The organism is Devosia sp. 67-54 (genome assembly GCF_001899075.1).
GTDB lineage: Bacteria > Pseudomonadota > Alphaproteobacteria > Rhizobiales > Devosiaceae > Devosia_A.
The window spans coordinates 1,202,580-1,216,941 of record NZ_MKVA01000005.1 but is presented as its reverse complement, the minus strand read 5'-3'; the positions used below and the strand labels follow the sequence as shown (position 1 = coordinate 1,216,941).

General features: G+C 67.7%; 15 protein-coding genes. 5 read left to right on the top strand and 10 right to left on the bottom strand.

What is annotated here, in order from left to right; translation table 11 throughout:
• Window positions 1-60 precede the first annotated feature (60 nt).
• From BGO82_RS11385 to BGO82_RS11365, 5 genes are all read right to left on the bottom strand, one after another.
• A complete protein-coding gene (locus BGO82_RS11385; RefSeq protein ID WP_291305670.1) occupies window positions 61-750 on the bottom strand; it encodes a 4-hydroxythreonine-4-phosphate dehydrogenase in 690 nt (229 codons plus the stop codon).
• A gap of 26 nt (window positions 751-776) precedes the next feature.
• Entirely contained in the window at window positions 777-1,580 is an 804-nt protein-coding gene (locus BGO82_RS11380; RefSeq protein ID WP_291305669.1) for an HAD-IIB family hydrolase, read from the bottom strand.
• A gap of 17 nt (window positions 1,581-1,597) precedes the next feature.
• Window positions 1,598-2,890, bottom strand: a complete 1,293-nt coding sequence (locus tag BGO82_RS11375) for a sn-glycerol-1-phosphate dehydrogenase (protein WP_291305668.1) — start codon at window positions 2,888-2,890, stop codon at window positions 1,598-1,600.
• 60 nt (window positions 2,891-2,950) lie between these two features.
• Window positions 2,951-3,748 carry a DeoR/GlpR family DNA-binding transcription regulator gene (locus BGO82_RS11370; protein ID WP_291305667.1) on the bottom strand — a complete coding sequence of 266 codons (798 nt, stop codon included), beginning with the start codon at window positions 3,746-3,748 and terminating at the stop codon, window positions 2,951-2,953.
• Window positions 3,749-3,831: 83 nt separating this feature from the next.
• Window positions 3,832-4,476: a class II aldolase/adducin family protein gene (locus BGO82_RS11365; protein WP_291305666.1), complete on the bottom strand. Its 645-nt coding sequence runs from the start codon at window positions 4,474-4,476 to the stop codon at window positions 3,832-3,834.
• A 131-nt stretch (window positions 4,477-4,607) separates the two neighbouring features.
• Between BGO82_RS11365 and BGO82_RS11360 the strand changes: the two genes are divergently transcribed.
• A complete protein-coding gene (locus BGO82_RS11360; RefSeq protein ID WP_291305665.1) occupies window positions 4,608-4,850 on the top strand; it encodes a hypothetical protein in 243 nt (80 codons plus the stop codon).
• Here the strand turns inward: BGO82_RS11360 and BGO82_RS11355 are convergent.
• Window positions 4,847-5,563 carry a polysaccharide deacetylase family protein gene (locus tag BGO82_RS11355; RefSeq protein ID WP_291305664.1) on the bottom strand — a complete coding sequence of 239 codons (717 nt, stop codon included), beginning with the start codon at window positions 5,561-5,563 and terminating at the stop codon, window positions 4,847-4,849. The two genes, BGO82_RS11360 and BGO82_RS11355, sit on opposite strands and share 4 nt — an antisense overlap.
• 84 nt (window positions 5,564-5,647) lie before the next feature.
• Window positions 5,648-6,175: a L,D-transpeptidase gene (locus BGO82_RS11350; protein WP_291305663.1), complete on the bottom strand. Its 528-nt coding sequence runs from the start codon at window positions 6,173-6,175 to the stop codon at window positions 5,648-5,650.
• A 162-nt stretch (window positions 6,176-6,337) separates the two neighbouring features.
• Here BGO82_RS11350 and BGO82_RS11345 point away from each other — a divergent pair, with 162 nt between their 5' ends.
• From BGO82_RS11345 to BGO82_RS11330, 4 genes are all read left to right on the top strand, one after another.
• Window positions 6,338-7,291 (top strand): tetratricopeptide repeat protein, encoded by a 954-nt coding sequence (locus BGO82_RS11345; RefSeq protein ID WP_291305662.1) that lies wholly within the window; start codon window positions 6,338-6,340, stop codon window positions 7,289-7,291.
• A 19-nt stretch (window positions 7,292-7,310) separates the two neighbouring features.
• Window positions 7,311-8,726, top strand: a complete 1,416-nt coding sequence (gene der, locus BGO82_RS11340) for a ribosome biogenesis GTPase Der (RefSeq protein ID WP_291305661.1) — start codon at window positions 7,311-7,313, stop codon at window positions 8,724-8,726.
• Window positions 8,727-8,742: 16 nt separating this feature from the next.
• Complete coding sequence (locus tag BGO82_RS11335) at window positions 8,743-10,020, top strand: hemolysin family protein (protein WP_291305660.1); 1,278 nt, start codon at window positions 8,743-8,745, stop codon at window positions 10,018-10,020.
• Window positions 10,021-10,284: 264 nt separating this feature from the next.
• The gene (locus tag BGO82_RS11330) at window positions 10,285-11,382 is read left to right on the top strand and encodes an OmpA family protein (protein ID WP_291305659.1); all 1,098 of its coding nucleotides are present in this window, start codon (window positions 10,285-10,287) and stop codon (window positions 11,380-11,382) included.
• Window positions 11,383-11,391: 9 nt separating this feature from the next.
• Here BGO82_RS11330 and BGO82_RS11325 read toward each other — a convergent pair whose 3' ends face one another.
• Genes BGO82_RS11325 through BGO82_RS11315 form a run of 3 tightly spaced genes read right to left on the bottom strand, consistent with a single transcriptional unit; the run spans window position 11,392 to window position 14,239 of the window.
• Entirely contained in the window at window positions 11,392-12,117 is a 726-nt protein-coding gene (locus BGO82_RS11325; RefSeq protein ID WP_291305658.1) for an SDR family NAD(P)-dependent oxidoreductase, read from the bottom strand.
• Window positions 12,118-12,122: 5 nt separating this feature from the next.
• The gene (purF, locus tag BGO82_RS11320; protein ID WP_291305657.1) at window positions 12,123-13,610 is read right to left on the bottom strand and encodes an amidophosphoribosyltransferase; all 1,488 of its coding nucleotides are present in this window, start codon (window positions 13,608-13,610) and stop codon (window positions 12,123-12,125) included.
• Window positions 13,610-14,239, bottom strand: a complete 630-nt coding sequence (locus tag BGO82_RS11315) for a CvpA family protein (RefSeq protein ID WP_291305656.1) — start codon at window positions 14,237-14,239, stop codon at window positions 13,610-13,612. The genes purF and BGO82_RS11315 overlap by 1 nt, the downstream gene beginning before the upstream one ends.
• Between the last annotated feature and the right edge of the window lie 123 nt (window positions 14,240-14,362).

Genomic DNA, 14,362 nt, shown 5'->3' with positions numbered 1-14,362 from the left:
GCCCCCCTCCCCCTTGCGGGGAGGGGACGGGGGTGGGGGCCAAGTGCACTGTAGGTCGGCCTACGCCGTCGCGCGCTCCACCGCGCGGCAGTCGGCGATGACCTCGCTGAGCTGCGACAGCTGTGAGCCCTTGCGCTGATTGTAGGAGCCGTCGAACACGGCGGTGCCGATGGTGAAGGCGTCGGCGCCGGCCTCGGCCACGGCGCGGATGCGCTCGGCCGAGGCGATCGAGCCGGCGACGACCAGATAGCCGTCGCCCAGGCCCCGGCGCGCCGCCCGGACGAGATCCAGCGGGTCGGACTCTGTGGCGCGATAGGCGAGAAGGTCGGCGCCCGCGCAGCCCGCGGCACGGAACTCCGCGCAATGCCGGGCCACATCCTCCGGCGTGCCCGCGAGCGTCGTCGGGTGGCCGGAGGGGAACCCGGGGAAGGGGTAGTATTGCGTGTGCGCGCCGGCGAGGATCGCCTGCACGTCCGCAACGTCGGTGCCGCCCAGCAGCCGGTCGATGCCGATCTCGCGGCCGATGCGCGCCGAGTTGAGGCACGCCTCGGGCGTTTCGGAAACCACCTCCATGTAGGAAATGGCGCCCTGCGCGCGGATGCGGCGGGTGAGCTCGTGCAGCACCGCCGGCGCCACCCCCACATCCTTGAAGCCGATATGGCCGAGGCCGAGCGGCGCGATCTGCTCCAGCACGTCGAGCGCGTCCTCCACGGTCTTGTCGCCGCGCGTCAGCATGAAAATGAAGTCCATGGCAAGCTCCGCTCAGTTGGCAGGGATCATCGGTTGGCCCGCGCCGTTTGCAGCTGCGCCGCGAGCTCGGCGAAGCCGCGCGCTGTCGGCGACGGCGTCACGAAGCCGGGCAGAGTCTTGAGGCTCGACGCGAAATTGCGGACATTGGCGACGCCGACCGAATTGGGAAAGAACCCGAACATCGGCGCGTCGTTCGGGCTGTCGCCGGCAAAGACGATACGCTCGCGCTGGGCCTCGCCGTCGATGCCGAACAGCTCGCGCAGCAGGGCAAGGCTCGTCGTCAGCTTGTCATGCGTGCCGTACCAGGCGTTGACGTGGATGGACGAGACTTTGGCGGTGGCGCCCTCGGCCTCGAATATGTCGACGATGCGCGCCGCGGCCTCAGGCGGCAGCGGCCCCACGTCCTCGGCGAAGTCGATCGCCACGTCGACGGCGCGATAGCTCTGGTCGGCGGCGATGGCGGTGCCCGGCACGTCGTGCAGCACGGCTTCGGCGATGCGCCACAGGCGGGCGCGGTCGTCCTCGCGCGCGGCGGCGGCGCGCATGAAATGCCGTTCCATCCGCCGCTCGCTGTCGTGATAGCGGAACCAGAAGGCGCCGTTCTCGCCGACGACGGCGTCGACGGGCCATTGCCGTGCGATCAGATCGCACCAGCCGGCGGGCCGGCCGGTCACCGGGATCACCACCAGCCCGCTTTCATGCAGCGCTTCGAGCGCCGCGTAGGCGATGGATGGCAGCCGACCATGCTCGGTCAGCGTGTCGTCGATGTCGGTGAGGACGGCGACGACGTTGCCGGCGGTGGCGGCGGAAAGCTCGGCGAGGGGACGCATCGAGGTCGGCAGCTCCGTCACAGCTTCGCAATGAGCGGCCCAAGCGCGCCGGAACTGGCGGCCAGGTCGAGGAAGGTATAGCGGTTGCGGATCTCGCGGCAGCGCAGCAGCGCCTGCTCGTAGAACTCCCGGCTGAGATGGATCGCCTCCGGCGTCAGCCCGGCGCCGGTCGCCGCCATGACCTCGTGCAGCCGCGCGGATGGCACCATGACCTTGCCAACCTGGTCCGCGATGTCGTTCCACCGGGTCGCGATGGTGTGTTGCAGCGCCTCGGCTTTCGCCGCATCGAGCCGCTTCTGGCTGAACTCGGCCCAGCACGACGCGCCGATCTCGTCGCCATAGCGCGCCCGGAACTCGGCTTCCGTCGCGCTGTCGGGGACGACCGAGGGCGGCTGCGCCAGCATCGCCTCCTGCAGCCGGGCCATCGACAGGGTGGTCACCGCCACCTGCTCGCCATGATAGATCAGCGGTCGCGAGGCCGGCGCGAACATGTCGATATAGTGGCTGATGAGATGCTCGCCCTGGCTGGCCGGCTGGCTGTGGCCGACGATGGCCGTGCCGAGCCCTGCGAGGATGAGCACGCGCACCAGCCGGCCGATGGCGTCCTTGTCGCCCTGCATCAGCGCCGCCGCCTGCTCGAACAGCGGGCTTTCGTCGTCCTTCAAGAGGTCGAAGGGCAGGGTGCGATAAGGGTTGCCCCACAGCAGGTGCGCCAGCAGCCAGTCGGCCTGCGCCGTGGCGCGGCAGAGGCTGTCGCCGAGGCCGGCACGGATGAGCCGCGGCGGCGCCGCCGCCAGCACCTCGAGATCGAAGAACGCCCCGAGCGGCACCTGCGCCGGCAGCGACATCTTGTGGCCGTGCATGGTGATGGCGGCGTTGAACGACGTGTAGCCGTTCATCGACGGCGCCGTGGCGAACACCACGTAGGGCTTGCCATCCTGCGCGCTGCCGAATTTGCAGAGATCGTTGATGGTGCCGGAGCCGACCGCCACCAGCGCGTCGGCCGTCGCCGTCGCGGCCCGCACCTTGGCGACTGTCGTGTCGTCGGGATGGACGCCGTCCGGCAGCACGACGCTGCTCACGCTGAAGCGGCCGCCCAGCGCCCGCTCGACGCGCTGGCCGAGCACCGGATGGGTGTTGACGTCGCTGACCACCGCCAGCCTGCGGCCGAGCCCGAGCGCGCCGACCAGGTCCGCCTCGCTGCGGGCAAGGCTCGGCTGGATGACGAGCGCGCGCGTGCCGATCTGCACGGGCTGGCCGGTGTCGGGGTCGCGATAGGTGCCGGCAAGCAGTTGCTCGATGCTGTCCATGGGACTCGTCCGTTCGCTCTGGTGTTGTAGCATTAACATGAAATGTTGCAGATGCAACAATCAGTCGGAGGCGGCCCCTGCGATATGGACCGTGACCGTGGCCGGGGCTGCGGCGAACGAACCTGCGATAACCGGCGAGTCTGTCACGAGGTCGGAAATCTCGGACAGGGTGCAGACCTGCTCGAATTGCGGGTGGTTGAACTTGCGCCTTTCCATCAGCAGGATGGTGCGGCCGGCCTGGCGCAGCATGGCGCGCTTGACCGCCACCGCTTCGGAATTGGCGTCCGAGACGATGTCGCCATCGAGGCCGCCGGCGCTCATCAGCACCGCGTCGACCTTGAAGCGCGCGATGAACTCGACGGTCTGCGGGCCGAACGCGGCGTTCTCGCGCTCGTCATAGGTGCCGGGGCAGAGGATGACGCGGATCGAGGGGTTGGCGCCCAGGATCGTGGCGTTGCCCAGACTGTTGGTGATCGCCGTCAGCGCGATGCTGCCGGTGTTCGGCACCAGAAGCGCCAGCCGCTCGCACACATGGATCATGGTCGAGCCGGTGTCGATCATGACGATGGCGCTGTCGGCGATGAGATCGGCGGCGAGCGCCGCCATGCGGCGGCGGCCCTCGGGATTGACCCGCGTCCGCTCGTTGAGGCCGGGCTCGCGGTTGAGCAGCGAGGCGCCGCCATAGGTGCGGGCCAGCAGGCCCTGCGCGCTGAGCTCGTCGATGTCGCGGCGGATGGTCTCCTTGGTGACGGCGTAATGCTCGGCGAGGTCGCCCAGCCGCACGCTCGGCGACAGCCGGAACTCGTCGAGGATCTTCTGCTGGCGGTCGCGCTTCCTGAGCTTCATCGTGTCCGGCATAGGCGGTTTCGCGCGGCTCCGACAAGGGCCGTCCGGCCGCGAACCGGGAGGGCGTTCGCGGCCGGGCGGCAAGCCGGGGGCGGTCAGGCTTTCGCCTGCCCATAGGTCTCGAAGCGCTGCTTGGTGGCGTCGATCTGCTCGGTGCTGAGCAGGTTGGGCCCGCCGATCAGCAGCGAGTTGAAATACTGCCGCGCCAGCGTCTCGACCTCGACGGCGAGCCACAGCGCCTTCTTGAGATCGACGCCGGTGGCGATCATCCCGTGATTGCCGAGCAGGCACGCGGTGCGGTTGGCGAGGGCCTCGACCACCATGTTCGCCAGTTCCACCGTGCCGAACGTGGTGTAGGGCACGCAGGGAATGTCGGTGCCGCCGGCGACCGCCACCATGTAGTGCACGGCCGGGATCGCCATGCCGCGGATGGCGAGCGTGGTGCAGTAGGTGGCGTGCGTGTGCACCACCGAGCCCACCTCCGGCTTCATCGCCATGATGCGCGCGTGGAAGCGCCATTCGGACGACGGCCGCAGCTCGCCCTCGTAGTTGCCGTCATAGTCGATGAACACCACCTGGCCCGGCGTCATCTCGGCATAGTCGACGCCCGACGGCGAGATCAGCAGCCCGTCGCGCCAGCGCGCCGAGATGTTGCCCGAGGTGCCCTGGTTGATGCCGAGGGAATTCATCCTGCGGCACGCCTCCACGATGCCGGCGCGCAATTCCCACTCCAATATCATAGCAGCGTTCCTATGTTGCAGTTACAACATTATTTAGGAGAGAAAGGTTGATGTTTGCAACAGGGAAGTGCGCAGCTTTCCGGGGCGGGGAAAATCCGCTACCGAACTCGGGACAGCGGGACAGGATCGGCATGAGTTCGCGCAAGAACCATCTGGTGTCGCAGGAGCGGATCACCAAGCGGCTGCTGGGGCGGCACAATTACGATCTGCTGAAGCCGCAGAAGCTGACGCCCAAGATCGTCGAGCGCGGCGGCTACAAGGTACGCGACGCGGCGACCGGCAAGATCGTATTCGGTGAGCAGGGCTACGAGTTCTCGGCAACGCTCGAGGACGTCGAGGCCTGGCTCGAAACGCTCGAGGACCGGCTGCACTAAAGCGCGACGATGTCGACGTCGTCGAGATGCACGAAGTCGAAGCCTTGCGCCGCGAGCACCAGGATGCCCTCGATGACTCCGGCACCGGCCGGACGCTTCGGCTGGTTGATGTGCGAGATGATCACGTCGCCGCTCTTGGCCGCGCCGATGCGCGCCTTGGCCACCTCGCCGGAGACGCTGGCGCCGATATCGCCGTTGAGCGAGAAGCCGGCGATGCGCTGCCCCATCGTGCCGATCAGCTCGATGGCGTCGCGGCTGTAGAGAGCGGTGGCGTCGCGGTACCAGCCCGGCGCGGCGCCGAAGGCGGTTGCCACCGCCTGCTCGCCCCCGAGCACTTCGGCGAACACGGCGTCGGCAGTGCCGGCTGGCGCAATGCCGTAGACCTTTTCCGTGCCGATCACGGCCGGCAGGTGCTGCGCCCCATGGTTCTGCACTTGCAGCAGGTCGGCATGCGCCTTAATGAGCTCGACCGCCGCTGCGTTGTTGTCGATCCAGCGGCGGGTGGCGAAGATGGTCGCCTTGACGCGCTCCTCGAGCAGTGGGCCGAGGATCCGCATGTCGGTTTCGCCCATGCAGGCGTCGAGCGTCAGCGCCACCTGCCGGCGGCCGGCCGGCGGCACGAAATGCATGTGCGGCTCGACCAGATTGCCGGCGCGGGCGGCTCCGGCGCACACGGCGCAGCAGGCGGCAAGAACGAACTCTCGGCGGCGCAACGATGCTTCCCCGGCTCAGGCGGGCCACTCATACGCTGGCGCACGAGCGCCGGCCAGCCCGCTTCACGCTGCCTTTATCGGAACTCAGCCGCGCAGGATCACGTCGGTGTTCTGCATGCCGTATTGCTTGACCAGCGCGTAGAGCGCCCTGGCGTTGTCGGGATGCAGCCGTACGCAGCCATGCGAGGCGACCTGGCCCAGATGCTTGACGTCGGTGGTGCCGTGGATGGCGTAGCCGCCATGAAAGAAGATCGAATACGGCATCGGTGCGTTCTCGTATTTCGACGAATACCACATCTCGTGCATGCGCACCGGGTGGAACTTGCCGGTTGGGGTGGCGTGGCCCTTGCGGCCGGTCGAAACGTCGAAGCTGTAGAGAGTGTGCCAGCCGTCGGCGACCGTCATTTCCTGCGTGCTGATGTCGATGGTGATCGACAGCCGGCCGGCCGATGTCTTGCTGGCTGGTGCCGCAAATGGCCGGACGTGCGTCCTGCCGATGGTCACCTGGCTGCCGCCATCGCCGAAAAGATCGTCGAACAATGAGGGGCCGGCGGCAAAAGCGGGAGAGGACAGGCCAAAGACGAGCGCGGCCACGACGACAGACTTGAACATGGCAAACACCGAAAACTCCAAATAACGCCAGTGTCGCAACGCCCGCTTTCCGAGCAGTTAACGGGCATATGCGAGCTGGGGCGACTGTGTTTGCCGCATTTGCAATCCCCCCGGCCGGACACTATGTTGCGCGCGCTTTTGACCCGCCGTCCACAGGTTTTCATGTCCAACGACGTTCTGATCCGCGAAGTCGACGAGGAGCTGCGGCGCGACCGCATGCGCAATTTCTGGCGGCAGTTCGGCCCCTGGGTGATCGGCGGCGCGGTGGCCGTGGTGCTGGGCGTGGCGGGGTACGAGGGCTGGATGTGGTTCACCAAGAACCAGGCCGCCAAATCCTCCGACCAGTTCTACGCCGCCGTGCAGCTTGCCGACGGCACCGATTTCGCCGCCGCCAAGACGGCGCTCGACGGCGTCATCGCCCAGGGCTCGGGCGGCTATCCGATGCTGGCGCAGTTCCGCGAGGCGTCGCTGCTGGCGGCTCAGGGCAAGACCGACGAGGCCGTGGCCGCCTATGACGCGCTCGGCTCGACCGTCGCCAACACGCATCTGCGCGAGCTGGCGCTGGTGCTGGCGGGCAGCCTGCTGATCGACAAGGGCGACGTCGCCGCGGTGGAGCAGCGCGTCGGTGGCTCGCTGACGCCGGCCTCGCCGATGCGCAATGCCGCCCGCGAGGTCATGGGGCTGGTGCAGTACAAGGCCGGCAAGCTCGACGACGCGATGAAGAGCTTCCAGGCCATCCTCGACGATCCGAGCTCGTCGCGCGACAGCCAGAGCCGCGTGCAGATTTACATGCTGCAATTGCAGGCCGAGGGCGCCAAGCCGATCGCGCCGCCGGCCGATACCACCACCCCGTCCGCGCCGCCTGCAGAGGTATCGTCTGCTTCGGCCGCGCCGTCTGTGGAACCGTCGTCGGCGGCGTCCTCGACGGCCGTCGATGCGAGCACCGAGCTCGACGTGACGCCGCCGGTGGTGGTCGACAATTCGCTGCTGTCCATGGCTGCGCCGGATGCGTCGGCAGCGCCGTCGTCCGAGGCCGCCCCCTCGTCTGGGGCGCCGGCGTCGTCCGAACCCGCCGCGGCGTCGTCGACCCCCATCGCTTCGTCCTCCGCGCCCTGACGCGCGGCAGGACCACGTCATGAGCGCGCTCGTCGCCATTGTCGGCCGGCCCAATGTCGGCAAATCGACGCTGTTCAACCGGCTGGTCGGCCGGAAGATCGCGCTCGTCGACGACACGCCGGGCGTGACCCGCGACCGGCGCGAGGCCGAGGGGCGGATCGGCGACCTCAAATTCCGCATTCTCGACACCGCCGGCTACGAGGACCGCTTCGACGGCTCGCTCGAGGACCGCATGCGGCAGGGCACCGAGGCGGCGATCCGCGACGCCGATATCGTCCTGTTCATGATCGACGCGCGTGCCGGAGTAACGCCGCTCGACGAGCGCTTCGCGCAGGTGCTGCGCAAATCCGGCAAGGAGGTCCACCTGATCGCCAACAAGGCGGAGGGCAGGGCCGCCGATGCCGGGCTGATGGAGGCCTACGCGCTCGGCTTCGGCGAGCCGGTGGCGCTGTCGGCCGAACACGGCCAGGGGCTGGCGGATCTGCACGCCATCATCGCCAAGGCGGTCGACGCCAAGGAGCCGCCCAAGCGCGAGGACGAGTTCCTGCCCGAAGTCGACATCGAGCTGCCCGAGGACGATGGCTCGACCGAGGAAGGGCCGGCGCTGCGCTGGAACCCGCACCGCTACCTCAACATCGCCATCGTCGGCCGTCCCAACGCCGGCAAGTCGACGCTGATCAACACCATGATCGGCGAGGAGCGGCTGCTGACCGGGCCGGAGGCCGGCATCACCCGCGACTCCATCATGGTGCCGTGGGAGTGGGAGGGCCGGACCATCAACCTCGTCGACACCGCCGGCATCCGGCGCAAATCGCGGGTTGAGACCAAGCTCGAGAAACTGGCGGTAACCGATTCCCTGCGCTCGATTCAGTACGCCGAAGTGGTGGTGCTGCTGCTCGACGCCACCATGCCGTTCGAAAAGCAGGATCTGGCGCTGGCCGACCTCGTCTATCGCGAGGGCCGGGCGATGGTGATCGCCGTCAACAAATGGGATCTGATCGATGACAAGGCGGCCGCCCTCGAGCGCCTGCGCGCCCAGTGCGACGAATTGCTGCCGCAGGTGCGCGGCATCCCGCTGGTCACCATCAGCGGCCTCATGGGCCGCAACATCGACCGGCTGATGGCGGCGATCTTCAAGATCGAGCAGGCCTGGAACACGCACATTTCGACTGCCAAGCTCAACCGCTGGCTGGGCGCCGCGGTCGAGCGCCACCCGCCGCCGGCGGTATCGGGCCGGCGGCTCAAGCTGCGCTACATGACGCAGGCCAAGATGCGGCCGCCGAGCTTCATCATTTTCGCCTCGCGCTCGGATGCGATGCCGACCTCCTATCTGCGCTATCTGATGAATTCGATGCGCGAGAGCTTCGACATGCCCGGCACCCCCATCCGCCTGTGGCTGCGCTCGGGCAAGAACCCTTATGCCAAAGAGCAATAGTCGCTAGCATCGCGAAATGATCGTCGAACTACTCATCGTCCTGGTGCTGGTCCTGTGCAACGGCCTGCTGTCGATGTCCGAGCTCGCCGTGGTGTCGTCGCGGCCGGCCCGGCTCAAGGTCATGGCGGCCGAGGGCAACAGGGGTGCGGCGGTGGCGCTGAAGCTCGCCGAAGACCCCGGCAAGTTCCTGTCGTCGGCACAGGTGGGGATCAGCCTCATCGGCGTGCTGTCGGGCGCCTTTTCCGGCGCGACACTGGGCGATCGCTTCACCGCGTGGCTGGCGGCGCAGGGGCTGCCGGCAGCGGCGGCCTCGACGCTGGGCGTCGGCTCGGTGGTGGTCGCCATCACCTACGTCTCGTTGATCCTGGGCGAGCTGGTGCCCAAGCAATTGGCGCTGCGCGACGCCGAACGGCTGGCGGCGCGGGTGGCGCCGACCATGCAGTTCATCGCCACCGTGGCGGCGCCGCTGGTCTGGCTGCTCGACGTGTCGAGCCGGCTGGTCATGGCGCTGCTGCGCCAGACCGGCGAGAGCGAGGATCGCGTCACCGACGAGGAGGTCAAGACCATCATCGCCGAGGCCGAGAGCCAGGGCGTGCTGGAGAGCGAAGAAAAGGCGATGATCTCGGGCGTCATGCGCCTCGCCGACCGTTCGGCGCGGGGTCTCATGACCCCACGGCTGGACGTCGAGGTGATCGACCTCTCCGACCCGCCCCAGGAGACAGAGCACACTCTGCGCGTCTCCCACCATTCGGTGCTGCCCGTACACGAGGGTGAGATCGACAAGATCATCGGCGTCCTCGTGCGCAAGGACCTGATCGACATCTTTGCCTCCGGCGCTGCCCTCGACGTGCGGGCGCTGGTGAAGCCGGCCCCGGTGGTGCTCGACCGCGCCGACGCCCTCTCTGTGCTGGCCGCCATCCGCGCCTCAGTGGTGCACCTGGCGCTGGTGTTCGACGAGTACGGGCATTTCGAGGGCATCGTCACCGAGGGCGACATCCTCGGTGCCATCACCGGCAGCTTCCAGGACGAGGAGGGCGAGGAGCACGCCTTCACCCAGCGCGACGACGGCTCGTATCTGGTGTCGGGCTGGATGCCGGTCGACGAGTTCGCCGACAAGATCGGCGTGCCGATCCCCAAGGACCCGCCCTACGAGACGGTGGCCGGCTACGTGCTGGCCGAGCTCAATCATCTGCCCAATGTGGGCGAGAGCTTCGAGCGCGGCGCCTGGAAATTCGAGGTGCTCGACCTCGACGGCCGCCGCATCGACAAGGTGCTGGTGGCGAGGCTCGGCTGAGCGGCAACGGCCGGTGCGTCGCCGGCGGTTTTTTCTTGCGCGCCTCAAGCCGATTTGCTTCGTTTTCGCCCGAGCGCGCACCGGCACAATTCAGCACGCGATCCACAGGTCTCAGGGGCAGTGGCAGGAGGATACAGCATGCGTCGGTTGTCGATATCAGTAAGCTTGAAGACTTTGCGCTGGGGAACGTTGGCCCTGCTGGCCGCCGCGGCGCTCACACCGGCCCAGGCGGCCGAAAATGCGGATTGCCCACCGGTCGGCAGCTTGCCGGGCTACGCCGCCGGCGATGCGCCCACGCAGCGCGCCTATGCGGGCGTCGATTTCACCGTGAAGAAGGGCGACGACACCGAAACCGTCAACGTCGCGGGCCGGTCCTGTACGCAGAGCTACACGCCGACCGGCGATGCCAGCAGTGATCTCGAAATCCAGGACAATTACCGCAGCCAGCTCGACGGGCTGGGGGCCGAGACGCTGTTCAGCGACGACAATCACACCGTCGCCAAACTCGACAAGGGCGGCGCCGAGACCTGGATCGCGATCTACAGCCAGGAAACGGAGATCGACGTCACCGTCGTCGAAAAGCAGGCGTTCAAGCCGACGCTCACCGCATCGTCGGGCAAGGACTACCCGTTGCTCGGCCACATGCCGGGCTATGTCGCCGACAACGTCAACAAGAAGAAGTTCGACCAGGACAGCTTCACCGTCCAGGACGGCGACGACACCAAGGACGTCAACGTGCAGGGGGGCCTCTATCAGATCGTCTACACGCCCAAGGACGGTGGCCCGGTCAGCAGCGACCTCGAAATCCAGTCCAACTATCGCGCCGCGCTGCAGGCCCTCGGGGCGGAAATCCTCTTTGCCGACGGCAACCACACCGTCGCCCGCCTCGACAAGGACGGGCAGGACATCTGGGTCAAGGTCTACAGCCAGGAAACCGAGATCGACGTTAGCACGGTCGAGGAAAAGCCGTTCGAGGCATCGATCAAGCCGCCCAAGGCAGACGCCCTCGCCGCTGCGCTCGCCGACAAGGGCGTCGTGTCGCTCTACATCAATTTCGATTTCGACAAGGCGACGCTGAGGCCGGATGCCGCTCCCATCATCGCGCAGGTGGTGGCGCTGCTGAAAAACGACGCCGGCCTCAAGCTCGAGGTCGACGGCAATACCGACAATATCGGCGGCCACGACTACAACGTGACGCTATCGCAGCAGCGCGCCGAGACGGTGGTGGCGGCGCTCGAAGGGGCCGGCATCGCGGCCGACCGGCTCAGCGCCGTGGGCAACGGCCCGGACAAGCCGATCGCCGACAATGACGATTCGCGCGGCCGCGCCCAGAATCGCCGGGTCGACCTGGTGAAGATGTAGCGGCGACCGCTACAGCGGCGTGGTCTGCTTGCTGAGGAAGTCGAAGCGCTGGCCGTTGCCGGCGTAGGCGGGCACGATCATGTCGATCAGCGCCGGGGCGGCGACGGACGGATGCGGCAGCGTCTCGGGATCTTCGCCCGGATGCGACTTGGCCCGCATCTGCGTACGCAGCCGCCCCGGATCGAACATGTTGGCCTTGGCCCGGCTGACGCCGAGCTCGTCGGCATAGGAGCGCACCATCACCTCGAGCGCCGCCTTGGTGGCGGCGTAGAGCCCCCAGAACGGCCGCACGCCGTAGACGACGCTAGTCGACAGGAACACCGCGCGGCCGGCTTCGGCCTGCCGCAGCAGCGCATCGAGCGAACGGATCAGCCGGTAGTTGGCGGTGACGTTGAGCCCGAAGGTCTGCTCGAAATCCTTGGGGTCGAGGTGGGCGAGGGGGGTGATCACCCCCAGCGCCGCGGCGTTGCCGACCAGCCCGTCGAGCCGGCCCCAGCGTTGGAAGATGGAGAGGCCCAGCCGGTCGAGCGCTTCGAAATCGCGCAGGTCGAGCGGCACCAGCGTGGCCGACCCGCCAAGCTTCTTGATGTCGTCGTCGAGGTCTTCGAGGCCGCCCACGGTGCGGGCGAGGGCGATGACATGGGCGCCGCGCCGCGCCGCTTCCAGCGCCGCCTGATAGCCGAGCCCGCGGCTCGCCCCGGTGACGAGCACCACCTTTCCGTCAAGCTCGGGCATGGTGATTAACTTGCCTCACGCATCAGCGAGATCGTCTTGGGGTCGGACTTGCCGCGCCCGGTGAGGTCGGTGAGCGTCGTCGGATAGTCGCCGGTGAAATAATGGTCGGTGAACTGCGGCGCGGCAGCGTTGCGCGGCTCGCCGCCGACGGCGCGGTAGAGCCCGTCGATCGACAGGAATTTGAGCGAGTCGGCGCCGATGAAGCGGCACATCTCCTCGAGCGAGCCGTACTGATTGGCCAGCAGGTTGGCGCGGTCGGGCGTGTCGATGCCGTAATAGTCGGGGTGGTAGATCATCGGCGAGGCGACGCGGATGTGCACCTCGCGCGCCCCGGCCTCGCGCATCATCTGCACGATCTTGACCGAGGTGGTGCCGCGCACGATGGAATCGTCGACCAGCACCACGCGCTTGCCGTCGATCTCGGCGCGGTTGGCCGAATGCTTGAGCTTGACGCCGAAGGCGCGGATCTGCTGCGTCGGCTCGATGAAGGTGCGGCCGACATAGTGGTTGCGGATGATGCCGAGCTCGTAGGGGATGCCGCTTGCCTGGGCAAAGCCGATGGCCGCCGGCGTGCCGCCGTCGGGCACCGGGACGACCACATCGGCGTCGACCGGCGCCTCGTGCGCCAGGTGCATGCCCATCTGCTTGCGCGCGGTGTAGACCGAACGGCCGCCCACCACCGAATCCGGCCGAGCGAAATACACGTATTCGAACAGGCAGAGGCGCTCGCGCCGCGGCGCCTGCGGCATCAGCGAATCGATGCTGATGCTGCCGTCGGGCTGGATCTCGGCGATGACGACTTCGCCGTTCTTCACGTCGCGCACGAATTTGGCGCCGATGATGTCGAGCGCGCAGGTCTCCGAGGCAAAGATCGGGTGGCCGTCGAGGTCGCCCAGAACCAGCGGCCGGATGCCGTTGGGGTCGCGCGCGCCGATCAGCTTGGTGCGCGTCATGGCGACCATGGAATAGGCGCCCTCGAGATGGCTGAGGGCGTCGACGAAGCGCTCGCCCGACCCCTTCCGGCGGCTGCGCGCGATGAGGTGCAGCACCACTTCGGTGTCGGAGGTCGACTGGCAGATGGCGCCGCCGGCGATGAGCTCGCGCCGCAGCGTCAGGCCGTTGGTGAAATTGCCGTTGTGGCCGATGGCGATGCCGCCCACGTCGAGCTCGGCGAACAGCGGCTGCACGTTCCGCAGGATGGTCTCGCCGGTGGTGGAGTAGCGCACATGGCCCATGGCCATGTTGCCGGGCAGGCGGCGCACCACCGCCGGGTCGGTGAAATGGTCGCCGACGAGGCCGAGCTGGCGCTCGGAGTGGAACTGCCGGCCGTCGAACGAGACGATGCCCGCCGCTTCCTGGCCGCGATGCTGCAGCGCGTGCAGGCCGAGCGCGGTGAGGGTGGCGGCTTCGGGGTGGCCCAGAATGCCGAACACGCCGCACTCCTCGCGCAGCGTGTCGCCGTAGAGGTCGGGAGGTTCGGCCCGTTTGTCCATCACGCGGCGGGAGCCGCTTCGCTGGACGACACGTCCGCCGGCGGCTGCGTGCTGTCGCCATTGTCGGTGTCGTCGTTGGTGGTGGTGTCGTTCGGCCCGGTGTCGTTGGGGTTCTGGTTGCGCTTCTGCAGGAAGTCGGTGAACTGCTTCTCGATGTCGTCGGGCAGCAGCGTGATCAGCCAGTCGCCGGCGCTGAGCAGCGGCGGATAGGATTTGGCGTTGGCCACCATGTCGGGCAGCTTCGGCGCCAGGAGGAAATTGGCGAACACCGCCGCGACGATGCAGATCAGCACGCCGCGCGCGGCGCCGAACAGGAAGCCGAGGGTGCGGTCGAGCGGCCCGATGCGGCTGTCGACCACCATGTCGCCGATCCACATGGTGAGCAGATGGAGCACGATCAGCGCCACGAGGAAGGTGCCGACCACCGTGACCCCGGTCGCGACCAGCGGGTTGTCGATGTACTTTTCGGCCAGGTCCTTGTGGTAGAAATACATGTAGGCGGCGATGGCGGCAGCTCCCGCCCAAGTCGCCAGCGACAGGATTTCGCGGGTAAAGCCGCGCGCTGTCGCCAGGATCGCCGAAATCAGAACGAGGACGGCGACGCCGACGTCGACACCAGTGAAAACCATGCTCGATCCGTTCCTTGAGCCCTTTGGCGCCCCGTTTAGCCGCTAATATGGGCTGTGCCAAGGCGGCGAAGCAGGGAGGCCGCCGATGTGCACGGAAAGCCGCAAGGACGGCAGTCGATTCAT

Coding starts and splice junctions, on each gene's coding strand:
- BGO82_RS11385 (WP_291305670.1), bottom strand. CDS start 750: ATGGACTTCATTTTCATGCTGACGCGCGGCGACAAGACCGTGGAGGAC.
- BGO82_RS11380 (WP_291305669.1), bottom strand. CDS start 1,580: ATGCGTCCCCTCGCCGAGCTTTCCGCCGCCACCGCCGGCAACGTCGTC.
- BGO82_RS11375 (WP_291305668.1), bottom strand. CDS start 2,890: ATGGACAGCATCGAGCAACTGCTTGCCGGCACCTATCGCGACCCCGAC.
- BGO82_RS11370 (WP_291305667.1), bottom strand. CDS start 3,748: ATGCCGGACACGATGAAGCTCAGGAAGCGCGACCGCCAGCAGAAGATC.
- BGO82_RS11365 (WP_291305666.1), bottom strand. CDS start 4,476: ATGATATTGGAGTGGGAATTGCGCGCCGGCATCGTGGAGGCGTGCCGC.
- BGO82_RS11360 (WP_291305665.1), top strand. CDS start 4,608: ATGAGTTCGCGCAAGAACCATCTGGTGTCGCAGGAGCGGATCACCAAG.
- BGO82_RS11350 (WP_291305663.1), bottom strand. CDS start 6,175: ATGTTCAAGTCTGTCGTCGTGGCCGCGCTCGTCTTTGGCCTGTCCTCT.
- BGO82_RS11345 (WP_291305662.1), top strand. CDS start 6,338: ATGTCCAACGACGTTCTGATCCGCGAAGTCGACGAGGAGCTGCGGCGC.
- der (WP_291305661.1), top strand. CDS start 7,311: ATGAGCGCGCTCGTCGCCATTGTCGGCCGGCCCAATGTCGGCAAATCG.
- BGO82_RS11335 (WP_291305660.1), top strand. CDS start 8,743: ATGATCGTCGAACTACTCATCGTCCTGGTGCTGGTCCTGTGCAACGGC.
- BGO82_RS11325 (WP_291305658.1), bottom strand. CDS start 12,117: ATGCCCGAGCTTGACGGAAAGGTGGTGCTCGTCACCGGGGCGAGCCGC.
- purF (WP_291305657.1), bottom strand. CDS start 13,610: ATGGACAAACGGGCCGAACCTCCCGACCTCTACGGCGACACGCTGCGC.
- BGO82_RS11315 (WP_291305656.1), bottom strand. CDS start 14,239: ATGGTTTTCACTGGTGTCGACGTCGGCGTCGCCGTCCTCGTTCTGATT.